Genomic DNA, 23,433 nt, shown 5'->3' with positions numbered 1-23,433 from the left:
AAAATGTTACCTGCTCAGAAATTGTCCTTGCCATGTCGTATGGCTGCAAAGATTGCGCTATCCGAGTCGAAAGGCAGGCCTTGCTCTGAGCAGTATTGTTTCGCGACAGCCACTACGACAGGATCGTCCCAGCGTAAAAACGGGTTGCGTTGTTTTTCATCTGCCAGAATGGCCGGTACGGTCGGCTTGCCAGCTTCCCGCTGCTCTTTGCATTGGTGTTCGAACGCCTCAAGCTTGATGTCATCGGGCAGCCAGCTCCGGGCAAAGCGAAGATTAGCCAGGGTATACTCGTGGCCACAGTAGATAGCAGTGGCATCCGGAAGCTCTCTGAGTGATTTCAGAGACTCCATCATTTGCGCGGCTGTACCTTCGAAAAGGCGGCCACAACCGCACACGAAGAGCGTGTCGCCGCAAAAGAGTACAGGGCGGTCGCTAATTTCTGTGTCTGTAAAGAAGGCAATATGATCCAGGGTATGCCCAGGCACGCTAATCACCTGAAATGTAACATCTTCCCAAACTACTTCATCGCCTGGATGAACAAAACTGGTGCTATCCTTGAATGGTGAGTCGGCAGGCCCGATTACACGGCAGTCTGCGGAACCCTCAACCAGGGCTTTTATGCCGCCAACGTGATCAGGATGATGATGGGTGACCAAGATGGTATCCAGTGTTAGCCCGTGCTTAACAAGGTAGTCCTGAACTGGCCTGGCTTGTCCCGGGTCCACAATCAACGCTTTCTTTTTGCTTGAGTCTGCAAGGCACCATATATAGTTGTCATTGAATGCCGGGATGGCAGAGATGGTTAGCATCAGAGTTCCCCGTATGTGCTTGGCAAGTGTGGCTGGTATAATAGAGCATTATGCCCATAGTCCCAACAATCCCTGAATCCGTGACGCTGTTGCAGGTTCTTTGTAAACGCGGGAGTACATGTAGTGTGAAGCAAAGCAAGTCCGCTGACTATCCGTTCCGAAACGAGAGCTTTGAGAACTGGTTTCAGACTTCCCTCGGGCGAAGGTTGCTGGCAGACCAACGCAATTATCTTGAGCGTAAGCTTGAGAGCTATACAGGCGCAAGGCAGCTTCAGGTTAGCGTGAGCCACCGGTTACCTTTAACCAATGGTACTGACTTCTCTCAGAAAATAATGACAACACCCAGGTGCTTCACCGATATACCTGATGGAGTTGTTGTGTGCGATGCAGACGAACTGCCTTTTCCTGGTGGCTCTATGGATCTGGTTGTACTACATCATGCCGCTGACTTTTCTGATTACCCTCATCAGGTGCTGCGGGAGGCCTCAAGGGTTTTGAGGGGCGACGGTTCCATCGCTCTTATGGGGTTTAATCCGGTTAGCCTGTGGGGTGTGCGCCGATTTATTTCGCGGCACCGCAACGGCCCCTGGGGAGCACGTTTCCTCTTGCGCGGACGCATGGAAGACTGGCTGCGTTTGCTGGACTTTCACATTGAGGTGTCTGTCACTCGTTTATTTCTGTTGCCTTTCCAGCGAAGTGGTCGTAAAGCGTCGGGTCGGTTGGGCGAAAGGTTATCCGGTTACGGATTCCTGCCGGTCGGGGCATATTACTGTATCCTTGCGAAAAAACGTGTATGTGCCCGGACACCACATCAGAAGTCATGGCGCCAGAACACCGTTATTGGGTTGCCTGGCAACGGTGCCATTGGCGCATCCAGAGGATGCGCGCCACAGAAACTGAATCACCCCGAAGATTGATAGGCCTTCATTGGGCTGTCACGCCGATCTAATTGCAGGAGTCTTAATGTCCGAGAAGGTAATTGTGTATACCGATGGAGCTTGTAAGGGTAACCCGGGGCCAGGGGGTTGGGGGGTTGTGCTCCGTTACGGCAGCGTGTGTAAAACCATGCATGGAGGAGAACGACAAACCACCAATAATCGCATGGAATTACTCGCAGCCATTCGGGGCTTGAAGGTGCTTAATCGTGCCTGTCAGGTGGAGCTCTATACCGATTCCCAGTATGTGCGCAAGGGTATTACCGAGTGGCTTTCAGGCTGGAAAAAGAATGGGTGGAAAACCGCAGCAAAAAAACCGGTAAAGAACGACGATCTATGGCGTGAGCTGGACCTGGAAACCGCAAAGCATGAGATTAACTGGCACTGGGTTAAAGGTCATGCGGGCATTCCGGATAACGAACTGGCGGATGAACTTGCAAACAAGGGTGTTGCCGAGGTAATTGGTCATTGAAGCGCACTCTGAACACAAAATTGTGTAGGTGATATGAGACAAATTGTACTGGATACAGAAACAACGGGCATAGATCCCGCAGAAGGGCACCGGATTATCGAAATTGGGTGTGTTGAAATGGTGGAGCGGCAGCTAACAGGTCGCAACTATCATGTTTACATCAACCCGGAGCGGGAAGTTGAAGCAGAAGCCATTACCATTCACGGCATTACCAATGAATTTCTTTTGGATAAACCCAGGTTCGCGGCTGTGGCGGATGAGTTTTTTGAATTTATAGACGGCGCAGAGCTTGTGATTCACAACGCCGCGTTTGATATCGGATTTATGGATTCCGAGTTTGGCCGGGTTAAGCCGGTACGAAAAACCGCCGATCATTGTAGCGTAGTAGACTCGCTGGCTCTTGCACGGGCAAAGCACCCTGGCCAAAAGAACAATTTGAACGCTCTGTGTAAGCGCTATGGCGTTGATAACAGTAATCGCGAGCTTCACGGAGCACTGCTGGATGCCGAAATACTAGCGGAAGTATACCTGCTTCTTACCGGTGGGCAGACGGCATTGTCTCTTGATGCCGGGGCTGAAAATGGGGGTGGTTCTGGTGGTATCCGCAGGCTGAGCTCAGACCGGCCTGAGTTACCTGTTATTAAAGCGACCGACGCCGAGAGCGATGCACATGCTGCTTTTATGGCCGCTCTCGAAAAGAAAGCTGGTGAAACCGTTTGGGGCAAGCTGGAAGGCGCATAATGAGAACTGCGTCTGCCTGTACCAATTGTTACATTCCTACCTTGTTGAGGTCCTTGGAACTTATGTTATAAGTAGCGGCTAGTTGGTCGTTTTTCTGGTTTCGCACTAAGGTCGGGAGGGGTTAGCCGACTCATAATAGGAAGCGTTTATGGTTCAATCGTCTCTGGCGACGAAATCGCAGTCGTTTGATCTGGTTAAAAGTGAAATTGAGCAGACCATCAAACAGGCAGAATCCAGCCTTGAGCGCTTTCAGGAAAACCGGGAGAGTGGTGAAGATCTCCAGAACTGTCTGGATTTCCTGAATCAGCTTCGCGGTATTTTCATTCTGGTAGAGCTTCGCGGCGGCACGCTGCTTTGCCAGGAAGCTGTTGCTATGGCAAACGATGTACCTGTCGGCGCAAACGACGACAAGAACATTCTGCTTACCACGCTAAACAGTGCGCTGTTTATCCTTCGTCGTTACGTAGAATACTATCACCAGCAACGTGCGGATCATCCTGAGCTGCTGTTGCCGGTGATTAACGAGTTGCGTGAAGCACGCCGCGAAAAACCTTATCCCGAATCCTGTTTCTTTGAAGTGGATATAAAAGATCAGCCAGATTTCTGTTCCGGGCTGTCGGTTACACCGTTTGAAGGGACAGACGAAGAATACGAGGTTGTAGCCCGCCGCATGCGCTTAACCTTTCAGGTGGCTTTGCTGGGCATACTCAGGGAGCGCAATCCGGTTGTCAGTCAAAAACTGATAGGCCGGGCTGCACGCGGATTTGCTCGCTTGTGCCAGGGCGCGCCCATGGGGCAAATGTGGGGTCTTGTGGCCATTGCGGCAGACACCATGCTTGATCGCGCCATGACCTTCACCAAAGCCCGAAAGCGCATGTTTATGCGCATTGAAAAGTATGGGCGTGAGGTGGTGTATGTCGGTAAGGTTGCCACCGCCAAGGATGCGCCTGACTCGTTGGTTCGAGACCTTGTCTATTTGGTTTATCGCAGTGGGTCCGGCAATCCGGAAGCCACTCGCATTTTGTCAGCCTTTCAGCTTACGCCGGCTGAATTTTCAGATTCTATCCTTGAGGCCCATGCTCGCCGCTTGTACGGCCCAGGCACAGATGTGCTGGAATCCCTTTCCGAGGCTTTGCAGGATGAGCTCAATCAGCTTAAAGATAAGCTGGACATTATAGAGCGCGGTATAGAGCCGGATTTAGCCGAGTTGTCTTCCATTGCAGACACCCTGGAGCGCCTTGGCAATACACTGGTCATGCTGGACCTGAGTCGCCTGGCAACTATTTCCCGGGAAGAGGCAGTTAAGCTTCGCACATGGGAGGCGGAATCCCGATTGCCGGCAGAGGATGAGCTTTTCCGCTTGGCAGACTCGGTGCTGGGCATCGAAGATGCGGTGATGCAAATTGTTAGTCGCGGGATCACAGCGGAGACAGACGCACTGGCAGGAAGCGGGCGAAGCTCTGACGAATCCATTTATCTTAAAGAAGCGGTTTACGTGGTGGCCGACGAAGCCCGTGGTGCGCTAACGCTCGCAAAGCGTGCGATCACCGCGTTTGTAGAGTCTGATCACGACAAGCTCCATCTTGCCAATTTGCCCGTGACCTTGCACAGCATTTGGGGTGGGCTTCAGATGGTGAACGACCCTGGCGCCGCTCGCGTATTTGAGCGTGCTGCGGCATCTATTCAGGAGCGTTTACTGGACGCCCGGGAAGCGCCCGAAACTCAGGTTCTGGAAGCGTTGGCAGATGCACTTACATCTCTTGAGTACTATATTGAAAGCATTGGCAAGCGAGAGCAGAGCAATGCAGACTTGCTGCGGCTGGCGGAAACCTCGCTGGATGATGTCGGGCTTTAGAATATAGTGACAAGCAGAATTCGAAAAATAAAAAACCCGCGCCTGGCGCGGGTTTTCTTGTGAACACAACAGGGCGCAGTTAGCCCATGTTGAACAATTCACCCAGCTTGGTAGCCAGCATCATATCGCCTTCGGCGCGAAGCTGACCTGCCATGAATGCCTGCATACCGTCAGTCTCGCCGGAAACAATGCCTTCCAGAGTTTCAGCGCTCATGATCAGAGTAACGGAAGGGTCATCGTGAGCGCCTTCGTTCAGTTTGCAAGTGCCATCTTTGATAACCAGGTTGTAGCTTTTATCGTCTTCGATATCAAACTGATATACCAGGTCCAGGCCCTGAGCTGCGTCTGCGTTGAAGTTTTTCTCGAGCTTTTCAAAGATTTGATCTACAGACATTATTTTACCCTTATTTGATGGTTGTCTTGTCATGATAACGGCTTTACGTGCCTGGCTTGGTCAGCCTTGGCTGCAGCCGGATAGAGCCGACTTCGCAAATCGACTTTATGGGGAGATGGTACCTCTGTCAAGCTCGATCGAACGCTTGTTTTAATTTTTTGCTCTGCTTATCACAAGAGTTTCGGTAAGTTACACTCTCGTGCTTGCTTAACTGCCTGGAGAAGCCTTTTGGAGTTTTTGACAGAATACGGTTTATTTTTAGCCAAAGTGATTACCTTTGTTATCGCCGCTGTGGTGATTGTGTCCATTATTATCTCGGCTACTCACAAAGAACGGAGCGATGATGAAGACGACGGCGAGCTGCAGGTTTTCAAGCTCAATGAAAAATACCGCAAGCTTCGTGAGTCGGTTCAAGCCAAGCTCATGACGGATCAGGAGCGGAAAAACTGGACAAAAGCCAAAAAGAAAGAACATAAGGCTGAGAAGAAAGCCGGAAAGGCAAAAAAAGAAGAGGCGGGCGCTGTTAAAGAGGCGCCGGGGCGTATCTACGTGTTGGATTTCGACGGCGACATAAAGGCGAGTGATGTGGACCCGCTTCGCCGTGCCATATCGGCGGTGCTCAGCGTAGCTGAGCCAGGCAAGGATGAGGTAGTCATCCGCCTTGAGAGTGGCGGCGGCCTGGTGCATTCATATGGGCTTGCAGCGGCACAGTTAGACCGCATCCGCAGCAAGGGTATCCATCTTACTGCCTGTGTGGACAAAGTTGCTGCCAGTGGTGGCTACATGATGGCTTGCGTAGCCGACCGGATTATTGCTTCGCCTTTCGCTGTTCTCGGGTCCATTGGTGTTGTCGCTCAGCTACCAAACTTTCATCGTTTACTGAAGAAACATAACGTTGATTTCGAAGTACTGACCGCTGGTGAGCACAAGCGCACCATGACAGTATTTGGTGAAAACACAGACAAGGGGCGTCAGAAATTCCTGGAAGATCTCGACGATACTCACGGTCTGTTCAAGGATTATGTGAGTGAACGTCGGCCAGACCTGAATATCGCCGCAGTGGCGACCGGCGATATCTGGTTTGGCAAGCGCGCACTTGAGGTGAACCTCATTGACGAGATCAAAACCTCCGACGAATATATCATTGAAGCGTGTGATCGGGCAGATGTAGTCTCGGTATCCTTTCAGCGCAAACGAACACTGCCGGAGAAGCTTGGGCTGGCAACCAGCACTGCACTCGAACACACCGTATGGAAGGTTCTGAGCGCATTTCGCAACCAGAAAATTCAGTAGCCAATAAAACGTGGGGAAGACTATGACGAGCGATACCCAATTCAAAGCCTGGCGTGTTGAAGAGCAGGATGGCAGCTATAAAGGAGCTGAACAGACGCTTGGCCTCAACGATCTTCCGGCGGGCGAGGTGCTGATAAAAGTCAGTCATTCCTCACTAAACTACAAAGACGCACTGTCCGCCTCTGGTAACAAAGGTGTTACTCGCTCATTCCCCCACACACCAGGCATAGATGCTGCCGGAGAAGTGGTCGAGTCCGCCACCGGAACCCCAGCTGTTGGTAGCCAGGTGATCGTAACCGGCTACGACCTGGGCATGGATACCGACGGCGGTTTTGGCGAATACATTCGCGTACCTTCCGCTTGGTGTGTAGCCATGCCAGCCAACTGGGATGCCAGTACCGCAATGACATACGGCACAGCCGGCCTCACAGCGGGTTTGTGCGTGCAGAAGCTCCTCACCATGGGTGCCAGGCCAGAGCAGGGCAACGTAGCTGTTTCGGGCGCCTCTGGCGCGGTTGGTAGTGTCGCCGTAGAACTCCTGGCCAAACTCGGCTTCGATGTGGTTGCTATCAGCGGCAAGGCTGATCACGCAGACGCGTTGAAAGCATTAGGTGCTGTAGAGGTTGTTGGGCGAGATACGCTGGCAGATGAGAAAAAACCCATGCTGAAACCGGCTTTTGCCAACGCCGTAGACACGGTTGGTGGATCACCTCTGGCTGAGTTGCTAAAACAGATCCAGCCAGGCGGTTCGGTTGCTTGCTGCGGCCTGGTTGCTGGCCCACAACTCCAGACCACGGTTCTGCCTTTCATCCTGCGCGGTGTAAACCTGCTGGGTGTGGATTCAGTGGAAATTCCACTAGCTGAGAAAGAAGCGGTTTGGAAAAAGTTTGCAGGCGACTGGAAATGTTCCAAGGCTGAAGCATCTGCTAAACAGATTGGCCGTGCTGGTCTTGATGGAGCGCTACAAGCTTTCCTGAAAGGTGAGTCGGCAGGAAAGATAGTTTTAGATCATGCGATCTGAAATGACATAGCTTGAGCAGTTAGGGTCGAAGGGCTTCTCTAAACCGTGCGGCGCCATGGATGGCGGAGCCGAGCGTACACGGACGTATTCACAGCGTGTTTTGATAAGCCCTTCGACCCTGACAGCGTGCTCCAGCGTCAGAAATTAAGAAGCCCTACGGCGAAATAAAGGCAAATCCGTATCCGTGGCAGCCTGATACCCCTGGCTAAAGAAATTCAGCGATCGCGCAGCCTTACGAATATCCTTATCCGGACGCAGATCATAGGTATCAAAACCACAACGCTTCATAAACTGAAGCTGATCCAATAATACATCGCCAATCGCCCGTAGCTCATTTTTGAAGCCGAAGCGCTCCCGCAGCAATCTGGCCGTGCTATAGCCCCGACCATCACTAAACTTTGGAAAGTTAATCGCCACTAAGGGCAATTCGTGAACGTGATCCGCCAGAACGTCTGGTTCATCATGGCCATTCAACCAAACACCGATATCACGTGTTCCTGCAAACTGATCACGATTCTCAAGCCAAAGATCCGCCGGAATCAGGGCAGGTTGTTCAGGGATGTTTAGTGGCTCACCGTTTTCAGGCCGCTGAACCACAACCCATTCATTGTGACGGATGCTGCCGTCCCGAAAAATAATATCAGGCATAAACCCGCTCCTTGAAAGGACTGATTCCAACACGGCGATAGGTATCTACGAAAGACTCTTCCTCCGTGCGCTTATCAACATACACATCAATAATCTTTGCGATCACATCAGGCATATCATCCTGCGCGAAAGACGGCCCCAGAATCTTGCCAATAGAAGCATCGTGCTGTGATGCCCCACCCAGGCTCACTTGGTAGAACTCCTGGCCTTTTTTGTCGACGCCCAGCACGCCAATATTGCCCACATGGTGGTGACCACAGGCGTTCATGCAGCCTGATATGTTCAAATCGATGTTGCCCAGGTCGTACAGATAATCAAGGTCGTCAAAGCGGCGCTGAATGGACTCAGCCACCGGAATCGACTTGGCATTGGCCAGGGCGCAAAAATCCCCACCAGGACAGCAGATAATGTCGGTTAGTGTGTGCAGATTAGCAGTGCCAAACCCCATGGAGGCAAGCTGTTGCCACAACTCAAACAGGCGGTCCTGACGTACATCGGCGAGGACGACGTTTTGATAGTGAGTTACCCGTGCTTCGCCAAAACTGTATTCGTCTGCCAGGTCTGCAATTTGCTCTAGCTGCTTGTCGGTTACATCGCCTGGAGGTGTTCCGGTTTCTTTCAAGGTCAGCGATACGATGGCATAGCCGGGTTTCTTATGGGTGTCTACGTTGTGCTGGAGCCACTGATCGAATGCGCGGCTTTCGAATCGGTGTTGTGCCAGCTGATCCGTGGCATTAGTCAGCTCAGCGTAATCGGGCTCGGTAAAGTAACCCTGGATACGCTCAATGGCTTGCGGAGTGAGTCGGGTAGGAGAATCCTTGATGTGCGCCCACTCAGCTTCTACTTTTTCAGCAAACCCTTCCGGAGTCAGAGCCTTTACCAGGATTTTAATCCGGGCTTTAAATTTGTTGTCACGGCGACCATAACGATTATAAACCCTGAGCACAGATTCCAGATAGGTGAGCAGGTCGAGCTCCGGAAGAAATTCCCGAATAACCGGCGCAATCATGGGTGTGCGGCCTAAGCCACCCCCTACGTGTACCCGAAAGCCCAATTCGCCCGCGTCGTTACGAACGATTTGAAGGCCAATGTCGTGGACCTGAATAGCTGCTCTGTCTGTTTTCTCTGAGGCATTCACGGCCACTTTGAATTTTCTGGGCAGGTACGCGAATTCCGGATGAAACGTCGACCACTGCCGGATAATTTCGCAGTAAGGGCGGGGATCGGTAATTTCATCGGCCTGCACGCCCGCAAATTGGTCGGTGGTAGTGTTTCTGATGCAGTTACCGCTGGTTTGGTTGGCGTGCATCTCAACTTCCGCCAGTTCTGCCAGAATATCAGGCACATCCTCCAGGGCAGGCCAGTTCAGCTGCACGTTTTGGCGGGTAGTGAAGTGGGCGTAGCTTTTGTCGTAATCCCTTGTGATGCGTGCCAGACGACGTAGCTGAACAGAGCGCAGCATGCCATAGGGTACGCAAATGCGCAGCATAGGCGCGAGCCGCTGTATGTATAGCCCGTTTTGCAGGCGCAAAGGCAAAAACTCGTCTTCTTCCAGCTCGCCAGCAAGTGCTCGCGCAGTTTGATCCCGAAACTGCGCCACCCGCTCCCTGGCCATTTGCCGATCGTGCTCGTCGTATACGTACATAAAAAGGGAGTCCTGGATAATAATGTCGTAACGGCCTGCGTGCGCAGGAATCCGGTTCCGGAATTTCCGGGTGCGCCCGAAAATCGGGGCTTATATCTGAAACGAAGGTTAGCAGGCTCTGCTTATTCTAAAAATGATTATTTCAAGATATGTTTATCGATTCAGGTGATAAGCAGGAACGTGGCGGGCTGGACTAAATTCAATTTGCTGCTTTACTGATTGGGAAGCGTTCGGGCGATGACCTGATTCATTGAAAACGGATAGAGTAGACTCGCAAAAGGAGTAAGTAATGAAGAAGCTGATGCCATCAGATAGCCAGGTGGATGCCATAGCTGCCGTACTGATTATTGCTCTTGTGGTTTCATTTGCAGTGGTGTGGGTTTCCGGCCAGTAGTGTTACTGGCCGGAAAGTGCGATCTGCACAATCAGAACGAGTGTGCCGATAAATAGAGCTGTGAACAGCAGTCCACCAATGATGTAGGGCAGTGGGCTGTGGCTACCAAAATCTTCTTCGCGACGTTTGCTGGACTGAACGCCCAAAGCGCCCGCTGCGACACTTTGCATAACTTTTAAAACGCCGGGCCCTTGAGGCTTTTTGTTTTTATCCTTCTGCGTACCAGGCGACTGTGTCATAAACCGTATCCTCTTTGCGTGTGAGTTCAGCCTTTACTCGTCAGGATCATACGCCAGACTGGGAGCCAACCAGCGCTCAGCTTCCGCTTTGGAAAGGCCTTTACGCTCAGCATAGTCCTCAACCTGATCTACGCCAATTTTACCCACTGCAAAGAACTTGGATTCAGGGTGCGAGAAGTACCAGCCAGAAACGGCAGCCGTTGGGAACATCGCAAAACTTTCGGTAATCTCGATACCGGTTTGTGCGGTGGCATCCAGTAATTCGAATAGTGTTGCTTTCTCAGTATGGTCAGGGCAGGCGGGGTACCCGGGTGCCGGACGAATACCGTGATAGCGCTCTTTAATCAGGTCTTCGTTGCCAAGTTGCTCATCGCTGTTATAGCCCCAGAACTCTTTGCGTACACGTTCGTGCATGCGTTCTGCAAAGGCTTCCGCCAGGCGGTCGGCCAAGCCTTTAACCATAATCGCGTTATAGTCGTCATTGGCATTTTTGTATTCCATCGACATCTCTTCTGCGCCTATGCCGGTAGTCACTGCAAAACCGCCAATATAATCACAGTGTTCTGTGCCTTCCTCAGCCACAAAGTCAGACAAAGTCATCATGGATTTATTAGGCGCTTTGTCATCTTGCTGGCGCAGGTGGTGCAGGGTAGTCAGTTCTTCGCTGCGACTTTCGTCCTTGTACACAACAATATCATCGCCGCGGCGGTGTGCTGGCCAAAAACCGATAATGCCTGAGGCCGTTACGCGCTTTTCATCTATCATCTTACGAAGAATGATCTGGGCGTCGTCAAACAGGCTTCGGGCAGCTTCGCCCCGCTTGGGATCATCGAAAACCTGCGGGTATTTACCGGCGATGTCCCAGGAGATAAAGAACGGTGTCCAGTCTATGTAGGGCTCCAGCTCACTTAAATCATAGGATTCAAATAACCGGGTTCCGGTGAAAGCAGGCTTGGGCGGTACATAATTTTCAAAATTGATTTCCGGCGCGCGCGCGCGGGCTTCTTTAAGGCTGACCAGCTTGGTGCGGTCGCCCCGTTGTTTGCGGCGTTCCCGGATCTTGTCGTATTCCTCGCGAGCATCGCTCACCAGCTTCGGTTTTGCGGTTTTGCTGAGGAGTTGCGACGCAACGTTTACGCATCGCGAAGCGTCTGAGACATACAGCGCAATGTCATTTTTATAGTGCGGCTCAATTTTCACCGCAGTATGCGCTTTTGATGTTGTCGCTCCACCAATCATCAATGGAAGCTGGAAATCAAGGCGCTGCATTTCCCGGGCAACGTGGACCATTTCATCCAGTGATGGGGTTATCAGGCCGCTTAGCCCAACGATATCTACGTTATGCTCTTTGGCGGCGGCGAGGATTTTATCGCTGGGCACCATAACGCCCAGGTCGATCACCTCGTAGTTATTGCATTGAAGCACCACGCTTACAATGTTTTTACCGATATCGTGCACATCGCCTTTCACCGTGGCCATCAGGATTTTCCCTTTGGCCTGCTGATCCTCGGACTTTTCTGCTTCAATGAACGGAATCAGGTGCGCCACAGCCTGTTTCATGACCCGGGCACTTTTAACGACCTGGGGCAGAAACATTTTACCGTCGCTGAACAGGTCGCCGACCACGTTCATGCCATCCATTAGTGGGCCTTCGATTACGTGAATAGGGCGCTCGGCTTGCTGACGGCATTCTTCTGTATCTTCGATAATATAGTTGGTAATGCCTTTGACCAGAGAGTGCTCCAGGCGCTTGATCACTGGCCATTCACGCCACGCCAGGTCCTCTTCCTGGGTTTTACCGCCCTTGCCTTTGTAGCGTTCGGCAATGTCCAGAAGGCGATCTGTGGCATCGTCGCGGCGGTTGAGTACAACATCCTCAACCAGTTCCTTCAGTTCCGGATCAATCTCATCGTAAATGACCAGTTGGCCGGGATTTACGATGCCCATGTTCATGCCAGCTTTGATGGCGTAGTAAAGGAAGACCGAGTGAATGGCCTCTCGCACGACATCGTTGCCCCGGAAGGAAAACGACACGTTACTGACACCGCCCGAAATAGATGCGTGGGGCAGGTTTGCCCGAATCCAGCGAGCGGCGTTTATATAGTCCACTGCGTAGTTGTTGTGTTCTTCAATGCCGGTGGCGATGGCAAACACGTTCGGGTCGAAAATGATGTCGCCGGGGTTGAAGCCAATACCCACCAGTACATCGTAAGACCGCTTACATATTTCCGTTTTACGTTCGTAAGTATCGGCCTGGCCATCCTCATCAAAGGCCATGACAACTACGGCTGCACCATATCGCATGCAGTCTTTGGCGCGTTTGATGAACTCCTCTTCGCCTTCTTTCAGGCTGATGGAGTTCACTACGGCCTTGCCCTGGATGCATCTTAGTCCAGCCTCGATTACCTCCCACTTAGAGGAATCGAGCATGATGGGAACACGGGAGATATCCGGCTCAGAGGCAACCAGATTCAGGAAGGTGACCATCACCTCCCTGGAATCCAACATGCCCTCATCCATGTTGATATCGATAATCTGAGCGCCGTTTTCTACCTGGTCCCGGGCCACGCTCAGGGCTTCTTCATACTGTTCTTCTTTAATCAGGCGCAGGAATCGCTTGGAGCCGGTGACGTTGGTACGCTCACCCACATTAATAAACAGACTGTTCTCATCGCCAGTGAATGGCTCAAGCCCTGAAAGACGCAAGGCTTCGGGACGCTCGGGAATCTTGCGCGGCGGATACTTGCTTACAGCGTTTGCAACCGCTTCTATGTGTTCCGGGCGGGAGCCACAGCAACCGCCAATGATGTTTAAAAAGCCATCCCGCGCAAACCCCTCAATGGTTGCGGCCATCTCTTCAGGGGTCTGGTCGTATTCGCCAAACTCGTTAGGCAGGCCAGCGTTTGGGTGGGCGCTGACATAGGTATTGGCTTTGGCTGACAACTCTTCCACGTATGGGCGCAGTGCATCTGCACCCAGGGCACAGTTTAGCCCAACAGAAATAGGGCGGGAGTGGGCAACGGAGTTCCAGAATGCCTCAGTGGTTTGGCCAGACAGTGTGCGACCAGACGCATCGGTAATTGTGCCGGAAATCATAATCGGCAGTTCAATACCGCTGTCTATGAAATATTGTTGAGTGGCGTAAATCGCCGCCTTCGCATTAAGCGTATCGAAAATGGTCTCGATGAGAATAATGTCACAACCGCCTTCAACCAGGCCTTCTACCGATTCATAGTAATTATCGACCAGGGCCTGAAAACTGGTATTGCGAAAGCCCGGATTGTTCACGTCAGGGGATAGCGACGCTGTTTTTGAAGTGGGCCCAACAGCGCCGGCTACAAATCTTGGCCTGGAGGGATCTTTGGCGGTGTATTCGTCAGCCACTTGCCGTGCGAGCTTTGCGGCGGCCACGTTCAGCTCTTTGGAAACCTCTTCCAAACCGTAGTCAGACTGAGACACCCGGGTGGAGTTGAAGGTATTGGTTTCAATAATATCTGCGCCGGCATCCAGGTAGTCGGCATGTATGTTTCGCAAAAGGGCAGGCTGGGTGATATTCAACAGGTCGTTGTTGCCCCGGACCTCCCGATCATAGTCGGCAAACCGATCACCCCGGAACGCTTTCTCGTCCAGTTTCAGGTTCTGGATCATGGTCCCCATACCGCCATCAAGAATCACAATGCGCTCTTTCAGGGCGTTACGGAGTTGTTCCAGGCGAGTGTTGCGATCGGTCATAGTTAGTATTCCGGATGTCGGTATTAATAGCGTATTTGGTTCAATAACACGCGACTATATCAAAATTGCTGAAGTTCGTCGTAGTGCTGGTGTCAGTTATTCTTTACTTGCGTCAAGTTCAGTGTGCCGGATACGTGATAAAGGCGAATTTATTTCCCGGCGAAAGACCTACTAATTTACTTGGTCTTTCATGTTGCCGCGAACTCCCTTAAAATGAATCTAAACTTACCAACGGGTTGAAAACATGGCATTGGTTACTGTGACAGATCCCGCACGGGATTATCTTGCGCAACTTATTGAAAAGCAGGATGTGAAAGGCATGGGGGTACGAATTTTCGTAACACAGCCGGGCACCAAAAATGCTGAAACCTGCTTGGCTTACTGCCCGCCTAACGAAATTGTGCCGACTGACGAACAGGTCGATCTGGAAAAATTCACCTTATACCTGGATCACAATTCCGTACCCTTCCTGGAGGAAGCGTATGTGGATTATTCCAAAGATCAGATGGGCGGCCAGCTCACTATCAAAGCGCCGAATGCAAAGGTTCCAAGTGTTGATGAAAACGCGCCCTTGCCAGACAGAGTGAACTACGTGCTGGCTTCGGAAATTAACCCCAACCTGGCAGCCCACGGTGGCGATGTGTCGTTAGTTGAGATTGTTGACGAATCCGTGGCCGTTTTGCGTTTTGGTGGCGGTTGTCAGGGCTGTTCAGCGGTCAGCTTGACGTTGAAGCAGGGTGTTGAAACAACGCTCACCGACAGGGTGCCGGAAATAACAGCGGTTCGTGATGTGACAGACCACACACAGACTGAAAACGCCTACTACCAGTAAGCACGTTTACGCGATTCCGGGAATGCCTGCCGCATTTGCAGGCATTTCCGGAACCGTAATCCCTTGGCCGCCGCTTAGCGCTCATACAGCTCAGCGCCCATACAATAGCACTGAGAAAGACCTCTCTTAACTCCACAAGACACTTCCAGTCATTACTCAGCTCCACTTTCTGACAGACAATGGCGGCTCGGCCAATGTTACACATATCTGGCTGTTCCATTATCTGCTCCATAAACAGAGGCGGTAGCTGCTGGCCCGCTCGACTATAAATGGCATAACCTGCAGGTTTACTGTCTGCAATTGCATAATCGGGGTTTTATTTGTTTGACGCTGCGCTTCTGTCTATACCCATTGTGGCCGCCGGGACGGGTTGGGTTACCAACTGGCTCGCCATACAAATGTCCTTTTATCCAGTGCAGTTTGTGGGCGCTGGGGGTATTGGCTGGCAAGGCGTTATTCCCCGCAAGTCCGAGAAAATGGCCCACATTTGTATCGATCGGACACTCCGGCAGTTCGGCGACCTGAACGCGGTGTATCAGAAACTTGAGCCCCAGCGTATTGTCGAGCAGGTTGTCTCCCAGGTAACGCCCAGGCTCGATGAGTATATTGATGAGGTGATGTACGATATCCAGCCGGTGCTTTGGGACAATTTGCCCTTATTCCTGCGCCGGCGGATTTACCGGTGGGCAAGGGAGCAGTTGCCAGCACGAGTCGAGGGGTTGGTTGATGATTTCGGCGATGACCTTGATGAGTTGGTCGACCTTAAAGCATTGCTGAGTCGAGAGTTGAAGCAACATCCGGATCTGATGAACCGCATATTCAAACAAGCAGGTTCCGTAGAGCTCAAATCAGTCATCAATCGCGGGGCTATTGTCGGCGGGATTCTGGGTTGCTTTCTCGCCCCTGTCTGGTTTTTCTATCCAAAGCCCTGGCTTTTGCCTGTTGGCGGGTTTGTGATTGGGTTTATAACGAACTGGCTTGCCATCAATTTGATCTTTGCGCCACTGAAACCTCGCCGGTTTTTATTCTGGAAAATTCAGGGGCTATTTTTACGGCGCCAGCCCGAAATCAGCGATATCTGGGCAAAGCTGGTCGCGGAAGAATTTCTTACAGTAGAAAAAGTGGCGGATGCCATGATTAATGGCAGAGGGGGCGATCGCACCCGAATTATTATACAAAAGCACCTGAGACCTTTGCTGGACAACTCTGTGTTGATGAAACTCAGTGCCCAGATGACCGTTGGAATGAGCGGCTACACTGAGCTGAAAAAAGCGATGAATCAACAGGCAGTGCTTGCGACCTACGATGTATTCAGTGATCCTGATTTCAACAAAGATCGGGCCCCGATTGTTACGAGCGTTTTGTCTGGCCAAATGAAAGCCCTTCGGCCAGCGGAATTTCAGGACATACTTCGCCCTGCCTTTCGCGAGGAAGAGGTTAAGCTCATGTTTATTGGCGGTATATTTGGCGCACTTGCAGGGGTGATTCAGTTGCTTGCGTTCACTTACTTGCCGCTATAACGGTGCCGCCACCCAACCCTGATTGATGCTCCAGGTAACGTTACAGGCAGTTTGTAGGCCGCGGCAGGCCAGCAATTCGGCAGGCTGTTTTTGCAGGGGTGCCGGGAAACAGCTGCATAATGTAAATGCTGTTCCCTTTCTCCTCGCCCAGTGCCTCTTTAACTGATTTCACAAACAACCGGTTGGAGGGTGGCGACATTTCATGTGTATTGTAAAATGATCTCAGAAACCTGATGATTTCCCAGTGTTTTTCACTAAGGTCTATGTTCTCGTCTTTGGCAATCACTGTAGCAGCTTCCGCTGTCCAGTCGTTTGCGTTTTCAAGAAAACCCTCGTTGTTTCTTACAGGCATTTTGGCGTTTGTCATAGATCACCAGCTGATTACATGTTGGGCCCGCGCCGTCAGATCTACCATCGTTGGGTAGTCCACCAGGGTGACTTTGTCGGTGCATTGATCAAGGCCACGAGCCATGGCGTCTGGCGTCAGGGCATAAACAGGGACGAGAGGGCCGCCTCCCAATGCTGGTAGTGCCAGCACGGCGTTTTCAGTGAGTAAAAGGGCGTCGCCGGACCTGAGTGCGCTCAAACACGTTGTGGCGCGCGGGTGCCCGGGCGCCTTGTTCAAAATATGAAGAGTATGGATGGGAGTCATAATAAGTTCCGGCTCTTAATGAGCGTGCCTGGGCATTAACCGGCAAAAGTTGTGAGTGTGTGTTGGTGCAACAGTTCGGTACTGTTTCGGATCATGGCTACGCCGGCCAGCATGTCTTCCTGTGTAAGCCCATATTGGGCGCAGGCCGATGCGTCTGCGTAAATACTGCTCACGCCAAAAATTGGCGCGGCGGAAAGGTTTTTTTCCACGGATTTTTGCTCAATTTCGTTGGTGTTTTGGTTTTTTCGCAGCCAGTTGACACCTGTTCCTGTAAAGAACAGCGATACGGGTTGATCAAATGCGGCAAGCGAAAAAGCCATATCGAGGGCTTCTCGCCCGACCCAGGTTCCATATGGTGGCTGGTCAATAACAATTAATGTGCTCATGCTCAGGCCCCGGAATGGAAATAAATAACGCGTGATGAAGCCACAGTGCTTTCAACCCACTCACCAAGCCCGGCAATGATGAAAGGCTCGAGGAGGTTGCTGGCGGGCAGCTGGTAGCGCTGTTGCTCTGAGCTGTCTATCAGCCCACGCCTTAGCGCGGATGCAATACAGGCTGACCCCGGAACTGCGTTCTGCTCCAGGAACCCGGCCCATTCTTTAGGCCAGTGTGTCTCATCTGGGGGCGGCGTAGAAAGCGACGAGGCAAGATGAACGCCGTCTCCGTAAAGAAAAACCCGATCCAGTATATGCCCGCCTGCAATGGCCGCACGCGCAAACGCCAACGCTGTTTGAGGAGCCTGGGAAGAATAGGGCGCTCCGGTTATCACCAGGGTAAAGTTCTGCAGTGGACTATCGGCCATGACTTCGCATCTCACCTAAAACAATAAGTGTACCAATAGCAAAAACCCCGGCAAAGGCCGGGGTTTTTGCTCTAGCTGCCAAATGGCAAATATGCCGGGAACTAGTCGCTGGAGAAAGCACCAATGAGGTGCAGTAGGCTTACGAACAGGTTGTAGATGTTCAGGTAGAGGCCAGTTGTTGCCATAATGTAGTTGGTCTCACCGCCGTTCACGATGCGGCTTGTGTCATACAGAATGAAACCAGACATCAGGAACACAATTGCGGCGCTAATAGCCAAACTGATTGCCGTAATTTCAACGCCAAACATTGCGGCAACCATAGAGCCCAGTGCTGCAACCAATACAACCACAAGACCAGCAACCAGCATGCCGCGCATGAAGCTGAAGTCTTTCTTGGTAGTTAGCACATATCCTGAGAGAGCAAAAAATACCAAGCCGGTCCCGCCCAGGGCTTGCATAATAATTTGCCCGCCGTTGGAGAGCTGCAGGTAGTACAGAAGGATCGGGCCAAGAGAGAGGCCTAACAGGCCGGTAAAAGCAAAAACAACGGCGATACCGGCAGAGCTGTTGGCTGTACGTGGAAGCACAAACCAGATCAGCGCAAGCGCGCCCAAACTGCACATAAGGCTTGCGCCCTGGCTGAGGCCGATGGACATGGAAACACCCGCCATTGCTGCACTGAACACCAGTGTCATTGCCAGCAGGGTGTAAGTGTTTCGCAAAACCTTGGTCGCCGATGCGCTGATAGGTGCAGTAGCGGACCCGCGGGCTATCGAGCCGCTACGGTTCTGCTGAACATTATACTGTCTGTTTTGCATTCTGATCTCCGGTTTAATCCAGCTTATTTGGTTACCGGCGTCAGGCACAGAGCCTGATGAACGCCAATTACCTAGAATCACAGTCCATAATAATGTCGAAATCTGAACTTTCAATCGTTTAAGACAGGAAAGTGGGCGTCAGATTCCATTAAAGGCTGTTAATGTTCAAAACTTCATGGAGTTTTTCCCAGGGCGTTGACAGCACAGACAATTCCGGTATGATTCATCCCGCTGTCGCAAGGCAGCAATGGAAAAACGGTGGGCTGGCAGAGTGGCCGAATGCAGCGGTCTTGAAAACCGCCGAAGGTTTGTAGCCTTCCCGGGGTTCGAATCCCTGGCCCACCGCCATTTTTCCCTTGAATACAGGCAGTTGAAAGACCTTTCCAAAGCCGCGAACATAGCCACAAATTCTCCCGTACTCTCTCTATATACCGTTGCCTAGTACCCTTTTTACTTTCTTCGATTCCACGCCTTAATAGTCGCGCCTTTCTTTGCCGGCAGATAGCCATGGGTTGTGTGGTTAGGTAATCCCCCCAGCTCTCTTTATGTGCGGATTGCCGTTCCAGGCACATGTTCGAGAATCACTTCCAAATAGCAGTGTTTTCTATTATCATTTGCGCATAAAAAGGCGTACCGCCCCTAAAGAGCGGCGGCAGCTGATTTGCCCTGGGAACAAGCGAGTATGGAACAGAAGGATTCAGCGGAAGGGTAGAGCGCCGGGCCTTTTTTAAAGGTCCCGGCCGGGATAAACAGCGTTTTTTTGCTCGTCTGAGCACGTTTGGCGCGCGGCCAGTGTCTCCGGCTGATTGTCCGGTAACGACCAGCCTTGCAGATTGTCTTCGATCAGTTGTACCAGTGCGTCAATATGGCCGGGTGTGGCATTCAATGCGGTGATATAGCTAAACGCCTCACCGCCTGCGTCCATGAAGTACCCGCGATTCTCTTCATCAATCTCTTCGATGGTCTCCAGGCAATCAGATGAAAAGCCGGGGCAAAACACGTCAATGGATTTTACCCCCTGCTCAGGAAGCGCTTTAAGGGTTTCGTCGGTATAGGGTTTGAGCCACTCTTCCTTCCCAAAACGTGACTGAAAACTGGTGATATAGTCTTCCTTTGTCAGCCCCAGCCGTTGGGCCAAAAGTCTTGACGTTTTATGACACTCGCAGTGGTATGGGTCGCCCTTGGTGAGATATTTCAAAGGCACTCCATGGTAGGACAAAACCAGCTTTTGGTTGCGCCCGTGTTCCGACCAGTGGTTTTCAATGTGCTTGGCCATCGCTTCGATATAAGGCGGGTAGTCCGGGTAATGGGAAATAAAGCGTAAATCGGGCAGCCAGCGGCGTGTCGCGAAATTTTTGGCGATGGCATCGAAAGTAGAGGCCGATGTAGACGCGGAATACTGTGGGTATAGTGGCAGCACCAGCAGTTTTCTCACGCTCTGCTGCTGCATTTCATCGAGCACCCTTGGTATAGACGGATTGCCATAACGCATGGCAAAGCCCACGACCACATCCGTACCGTATTTCTTTTTAAGGGCGTCCTGGATACCTCCGGCCTGCTTTGCTGTATGGAGCAACAGCGGAGAACCTTCCGGCTGCCATACGCTGGCATAGGCCGCTGCGCTGCGCTTGGGGCGAATGCGGAGGATGATGCCATGCAGTATCAGCCACCATAATGGGCGCGGTAGCTCAACAACTCTCGGATCGGAAAGAAATTCTCCCAAATAACGCCGTAAAGCGGAGGCGGTTGGGGCGTCTGGCGTACCAAGGTTGGTGACCAGCACGCCAATCCGTTCCGGCTGATTGTGCCGGAAGTTCTCTGTGCCTTTGTATTGCATGAAAGGGTGAATCCTGAGGGGTGATCGTTTGAAGCCGGACGACACAATTACTGTTTTTCAGCCTGCTGCGCCATGCGCGGTGCAAGACCGCTGATATCGTATCCTGCGTTGTTCGCTTTGCTGAGTACCTCCGAGGCGGGAGCGGTGCGCACGGCATTGAGCGCCCAAAGCACGGTGCACCGGGTGCCGGATCGGCAGAAAGCTAATACGGGTTTGTCCGAATCCTGGATCATTGTGCCAAAACGATCAACGTCGGCATCAGAAATATTGCCGGATTCAACTGGCATGTATACCCAGGTCATACCGTTTTCACGGGCTGCAGCTTCAATATCTGCCATGGCGGGCTGACCAAACTCTTCTTTATCCGGGCGGTTTGCAACCAGTGTTCTGAAGCCAAGCCTTGCTGCCTCTGCCACATCGGCATAAGCGATTTGCGGGGCAACAGAAAGGGTGTCATCGATCTTTCGGATATCCATGTGGTTTATCTCCGGAATCGGCAAATGAGCGATGTCCTTATCATCTCACAGCTAATGGCATCTGTCAGAAAGATGCGGAGTCAGGAGGCTAAAAACGCTATAAATTTTCCAAAAAAGGCCCGGCAGGAGCGCCGGGCAGAGGCGTGCGAGTAGTATCCATACAGACTTCCAGACAAACCGGCGTCAGCAGGGACTCCGGTATAAGCAAGTATTGACTATATTTTGAACACTTCAAGTCTGTGCTGCGTTTACCTGGAAACATTTTGTCATATGCAACGCATCTTTATACTAAGCCTTGTGGCTATGCGACTTTCAGAGCGACTGAATTTAACGGCAAGCTGTAATATAATAGCGTTTATAGTGCATTTTCCCTTCCCAGAGGTTGTTACATGTCAGATGAAAACGACAAGAACCCCGAAAACGATCCGCAGTTGGCCGGAAAAATAAAGGATTCTGCCCGTCAAATCTGGCTTGCAGGTCTCGGAGCCTACACCAAGGCAGAAGAAGACACTGGCCGGTTCTTTGACCGTCTTGTTCAGGAAGGTGAGCAACTGGAAAATAAAACCCGTGGGGCGGTAGAAAAGCAGATCCGTTCAGTCGAGGGTCGCGTTGAGGGTGTCCGTGAACGGGCAACGGGTACCTGGGACCGGTTAGAGCATCTGTTCGATGAGCGGGTTTCCGGGGCGTTACGTCGGTTGGGCATTCATCGCAAGGAAGACATTGAATCGCTTGAGAAGCGAATAGAAATGCTGGAGGCCGAGTTGGCCGTGCTGAAAAACGCCAGCGGCGTGGATGAAGAAGAGTAACGGCTCTTAGAGATACTCCTGGCTGATCAGCTTTGCATACGCTTGGTGCTCGGGTTCGAAATAGGGCAGCATCAGGTGCATCATCTGGTAGACACCGCGCCCGGGGTCGACAGACTCACGGTCGTCAAGGTGAGAGAGCGTATCAAAAGCACTCCAATAGCAGGCCGTTAAGGTTAACTGCTCGCACAGGGAATCCAGTTCATCTGGCTCAATAGTCATTATTTTTTGGCGCCGCAGGCTTTCGCAAATGCTTTTGAAAGCCGATGTTTTCTTCTTCAAAACTCGCCTGAAGCGCACCTGCAAGCGCTCATAACGGGAGAGTACGTTAACCAGATCCTGATATAAAAACCGATATCTGGCCACGGCTTCAAACAACAGGTGCAAAAAAAAGCTCTGCTGGTCGAGGCTGATATCAACGTCATCCGGCACCGCAAGCAGATCTATCATCTCCGCTTCAAACGCTGAGAACAGCTCCTCTACAATGTCGCCCTTGCTCTTGAAGTGGTAATACAGATTGCCGGGGCTTATATCCAGCTCATCCGAGATCAGCAGTGTTGTCACGTTGGGCTCGCCCTGGTTATTGAACAGGGCCAGGCTGGCACCAAGTATACGATCCCGGGTTTTTATTTTTTTCATGTTGTGGCCAGCCAGTCCTTACAGGTCAAACGTTGCCCAAACCGGACAGTGATCGGATGGTCGCTCCATTCCGCGAAAGCCCAGGGACACGCCCGACTCTTTGGTTTTGGATAGCAGGCTGTCGTTGGCCAAAATAAGGTCGATACGCAGGCCGCGTTTGGGGTCTTTGTCAAAGCCTTTGCTACGATAATCAAACCAGCTGAATGTCTGCGTATCTTCCGGGTGGAGGTGGCGGAAAATGTCGGTGTAACCCCGGCCCTCAATCTGGCTGAGCCATTCCCGCTCCTCAGGGAGAAAAGCGCATTTACCGGTGCGCAGCCAGCGTTTGGCATTGTCCGGGCCTATACCTACATCCTTGTCGGTTGGCGCGATGTTCATGTCTCCCATCACGAGCACGTGGCCACCCTGGGCCTTGAGCTCGTCGAGGTAAACCATCAGGTCGGCGTAAAACTGCTTTTTGGCGGGGAATTTTACCGGGTGGTCCCGGCTTTCACCCTGGGGGAAGTAGCCGTTGATTACCGTCAGTTTTTCACCATTCACGCTGAATTGCCCGGTAATAAGGCGACGCTGAGCCTCGTCGCTGTCACCCGAGTAACCTTTAACGATTTGATCTGGTTTTTCGCGGGAAAGAAGGGCAACACCGTAATGAGTTTTTTGGCCATGAAAGTGCGCATGATAGCCCAGCTTGCGAATGGCCTCTGCCGGAAACTCTTCGTCTCTCACCTTGGTTTCCTGAATGCCAATAACATCCGGATTGTGGCTTTCAATCAGGGCTTCCAGTTGATGCAGTCGGGTACGGATACTGTTGGCGTTAAAAGACACAAACATCATGTATGAAAATTCTCCGGCGTTGGTTGCGGCGGGAGTTTAACA

The 23,433-nt window shown here is 51.8% G+C and carries 24 protein-coding genes and 1 tRNA gene; 10 read left to right on the top strand and 15 right to left on the bottom strand.

Annotated features, from left to right (window positions below; all coding sequences use genetic code 11):
• Positions 1-14: 14 nt before the first annotated feature.
• Positions 15-809 carry a hydroxyacylglutathione hydrolase gene (gene gloB / locus ACTHYN_RS01765; protein WP_441810778.1) on the bottom strand — a complete coding sequence of 265 codons (795 nt, stop codon included), beginning with the start codon at positions 807-809 and terminating at the stop codon, positions 15-17.
• A 125-nt stretch (positions 810-934) separates the two neighbouring features.
• Here gloB and ACTHYN_RS01760 point away from each other — a divergent pair, with 125 nt between their 5' ends.
• The 4 genes from ACTHYN_RS01760 (at position 935) to ACTHYN_RS01745 (ending at position 4,812) form a co-directional block, all read left to right on the top strand.
• A complete protein-coding gene (locus tag ACTHYN_RS01760) occupies positions 935-1,726 on the top strand; it encodes a class I SAM-dependent methyltransferase (RefSeq protein ID WP_441810777.1) in 792 nt (263 codons plus the stop codon).
• Positions 1,727-1,772: 46 nt separating this feature from the next.
• Positions 1,773-2,216 carry a ribonuclease HI gene (gene rnhA, locus ACTHYN_RS01755; RefSeq protein WP_441810776.1) on the top strand — a complete coding sequence of 148 codons (444 nt, stop codon included), beginning with the start codon at positions 1,773-1,775 and terminating at the stop codon, positions 2,214-2,216.
• Between the two features lie 33 nt (positions 2,217-2,249).
• Positions 2,250-2,957 carry a DNA polymerase III subunit epsilon gene (gene dnaQ, locus ACTHYN_RS01750; RefSeq protein ID WP_441810775.1) on the top strand — a complete coding sequence of 236 codons (708 nt, stop codon included), beginning with the start codon at positions 2,250-2,252 and terminating at the stop codon, positions 2,955-2,957.
• 148 nt (positions 2,958-3,105) lie between these two features.
• Positions 3,106-4,812 carry a chemotaxis protein gene (locus ACTHYN_RS01745; protein ID WP_441810774.1) on the top strand — a complete coding sequence of 569 codons (1,707 nt, stop codon included), beginning with the start codon at positions 3,106-3,108 and terminating at the stop codon, positions 4,810-4,812.
• Positions 4,813-4,891: 79 nt separating this feature from the next.
• Here the strand turns inward: ACTHYN_RS01745 and ACTHYN_RS01740 are convergent, their stop codons facing one another.
• Positions 4,892-5,206: an SCP2 sterol-binding domain-containing protein gene (locus tag ACTHYN_RS01740; RefSeq protein ID WP_441810773.1), complete on the bottom strand. Its 315-nt coding sequence runs from the start codon at positions 5,204-5,206 to the stop codon at positions 4,892-4,894.
• A 228-nt stretch (positions 5,207-5,434) separates the two neighbouring features.
• Between ACTHYN_RS01740 and sohB the strand changes: the two genes are divergently transcribed.
• Both sohB and ACTHYN_RS01730 read left to right on the top strand, forming a co-directional pair.
• On the top strand, positions 5,435-6,499 hold the full coding sequence (sohB, locus tag ACTHYN_RS01735; RefSeq protein ID WP_441810772.1) for a protease SohB: 1,065 nt from the start codon (positions 5,435-5,437) through the stop codon (positions 6,497-6,499).
• Positions 6,500-6,521: 22 nt separating this feature from the next.
• Positions 6,522-7,520 (top strand): YhdH/YhfP family quinone oxidoreductase, encoded by a 999-nt coding sequence (locus ACTHYN_RS01730; protein ID WP_441810771.1) that lies wholly within the window; start codon positions 6,522-6,524, stop codon positions 7,518-7,520.
• 144 nt (positions 7,521-7,664) lie between these two features.
• Here ACTHYN_RS01730 and ACTHYN_RS01725 read toward each other — a convergent pair whose 3' ends face one another.
• The 4 genes from ACTHYN_RS01725 to metH form a co-directional block, all read right to left on the bottom strand.
• A complete protein-coding gene (locus tag ACTHYN_RS01725) occupies positions 7,665-8,168 on the bottom strand; it encodes a DUF934 domain-containing protein (protein ID WP_441810770.1) in 504 nt (167 codons plus the stop codon).
• The gene (locus tag ACTHYN_RS01720; protein WP_441810769.1) at positions 8,161-9,813 is read right to left on the bottom strand and encodes a nitrite/sulfite reductase; all 1,653 of its coding nucleotides are present in this window, start codon (positions 9,811-9,813) and stop codon (positions 8,161-8,163) included. Before ACTHYN_RS01720 ends, ACTHYN_RS01725 begins: the two co-directional genes overlap by 8 nt.
• Before the next feature lie 396 nt (positions 9,814-10,209).
• On the bottom strand, positions 10,210-10,446 hold the full coding sequence (locus tag ACTHYN_RS01715; RefSeq protein WP_441810768.1) for a DUF2970 domain-containing protein: 237 nt from the start codon (positions 10,444-10,446) through the stop codon (positions 10,210-10,212).
• Positions 10,447-10,479: 33 nt separating this feature from the next.
• Entirely contained in the window at positions 10,480-14,178 is a 3,699-nt protein-coding gene (metH, locus tag ACTHYN_RS01710; RefSeq protein ID WP_441810767.1) for a methionine synthase, read from the bottom strand.
• Positions 14,179-14,422: 244 nt separating this feature from the next.
• On the opposite strand from metH, the gene nfuA reads away from it, so the two are divergent.
• Positions 14,423-15,010: a Fe-S biogenesis protein NfuA gene (gene nfuA, locus ACTHYN_RS01705; protein ID WP_441810766.1), complete on the top strand. Its 588-nt coding sequence runs from the start codon at positions 14,423-14,425 to the stop codon at positions 15,008-15,010.
• Positions 15,011-15,330: 320 nt separating this feature from the next.
• On the top strand, positions 15,331-16,530 hold the full coding sequence (locus ACTHYN_RS01700; RefSeq protein ID WP_441810765.1) for a DUF445 domain-containing protein: 1,200 nt from the start codon (positions 15,331-15,333) through the stop codon (positions 16,528-16,530).
• 40 nt (positions 16,531-16,570) lie between these two features.
• On the opposite strand, the gene ACTHYN_RS01695 is transcribed toward ACTHYN_RS01700, so the two are convergent.
• From ACTHYN_RS01695 to ACTHYN_RS01675, 5 genes are all read right to left on the bottom strand, one after another.
• A complete protein-coding gene (locus ACTHYN_RS01695) occupies positions 16,571-16,897 on the bottom strand; it encodes a TusE/DsrC/DsvC family sulfur relay protein (protein WP_441810764.1) in 327 nt (108 codons plus the stop codon).
• A 3-nt stretch (positions 16,898-16,900) separates the two neighbouring features.
• Complete coding sequence (gene tusB / locus ACTHYN_RS01690) at positions 16,901-17,182, bottom strand: sulfurtransferase complex subunit TusB (RefSeq protein ID WP_441810763.1); 282 nt, start codon at positions 17,180-17,182, stop codon at positions 16,901-16,903.
• A 35-nt stretch (positions 17,183-17,217) separates the two neighbouring features.
• On the bottom strand, positions 17,218-17,568 hold the full coding sequence (locus ACTHYN_RS01685) for a DsrE family protein (RefSeq protein WP_441810762.1): 351 nt from the start codon (positions 17,566-17,568) through the stop codon (positions 17,218-17,220).
• Between the two features lie 2 nt (positions 17,569-17,570).
• A complete protein-coding gene (gene tusD, locus ACTHYN_RS01680; RefSeq protein WP_441810761.1) occupies positions 17,571-17,987 on the bottom strand; it encodes a sulfurtransferase complex subunit TusD in 417 nt (138 codons plus the stop codon).
• A 101-nt stretch (positions 17,988-18,088) separates the two neighbouring features.
• On the bottom strand, positions 18,089-18,805 hold the full coding sequence (locus tag ACTHYN_RS01675; protein WP_441810760.1) for a Bax inhibitor-1/YccA family protein: 717 nt from the start codon (positions 18,803-18,805) through the stop codon (positions 18,089-18,091).
• A 257-nt stretch (positions 18,806-19,062) separates the two neighbouring features.
• Here ACTHYN_RS01675 and ACTHYN_RS01670 point away from each other — a divergent pair.
• Positions 19,063-19,153, top strand: a tRNA-Ser gene (locus ACTHYN_RS01670).
• Between the two features lie 379 nt (positions 19,154-19,532).
• Here ACTHYN_RS01670 and hemH read toward each other — a convergent pair.
• Together hemH and ACTHYN_RS01660 are read right to left on the bottom strand one after the other, a co-directional pair.
• The gene (hemH, locus tag ACTHYN_RS01665) at positions 19,533-20,642 is read right to left on the bottom strand and encodes a ferrochelatase (protein WP_441810759.1); all 1,110 of its coding nucleotides are present in this window, start codon (positions 20,640-20,642) and stop codon (positions 19,533-19,535) included.
• A gap of 47 nt (positions 20,643-20,689) precedes the next feature.
• Positions 20,690-21,118, bottom strand: coding sequence for a TIGR01244 family sulfur transferase (locus ACTHYN_RS01660; RefSeq protein WP_441810758.1), 429 nt, complete (start codon positions 21,116-21,118; stop codon positions 20,690-20,692).
• Positions 21,119-21,507: 389 nt separating this feature from the next.
• Between ACTHYN_RS01660 and ACTHYN_RS01655 the strand changes: the two genes are divergently transcribed.
• Positions 21,508-21,924, top strand: a complete 417-nt coding sequence (locus ACTHYN_RS01655) for a phasin family protein (protein WP_441810757.1) — start codon at positions 21,508-21,510, stop codon at positions 21,922-21,924.
• 6 nt (positions 21,925-21,930) lie between these two features.
• Here ACTHYN_RS01655 and ACTHYN_RS01650 read toward each other — a convergent pair whose 3' ends face one another.
• Together ACTHYN_RS01650 and xthA are read right to left on the bottom strand one after the other, a co-directional pair.
• Complete coding sequence (locus ACTHYN_RS01650; protein ID WP_441810756.1) at positions 21,931-22,560, bottom strand: TetR/AcrR family transcriptional regulator; 630 nt, start codon at positions 22,558-22,560, stop codon at positions 21,931-21,933.
• A gap of 18 nt (positions 22,561-22,578) precedes the next feature.
• Positions 22,579-23,391 (bottom strand): exodeoxyribonuclease III, encoded by an 813-nt coding sequence (gene xthA / locus ACTHYN_RS01645; RefSeq protein ID WP_441810755.1) that lies wholly within the window; start codon positions 23,389-23,391, stop codon positions 22,579-22,581.
• Positions 23,392-23,433: the final 42 nt, after the last annotated feature.

Origin of the sequence: Marinobacter sp., assembly GCF_052091845.1 — a bacterium.
Taxonomy (GTDB): Bacteria; Pseudomonadota; Gammaproteobacteria; order Pseudomonadales; family Oleiphilaceae; genus Marinobacter.
Note: the sequence above shows the minus strand (reverse complement) of the source record. Positions and strands in the feature narration are given on the sequence as shown.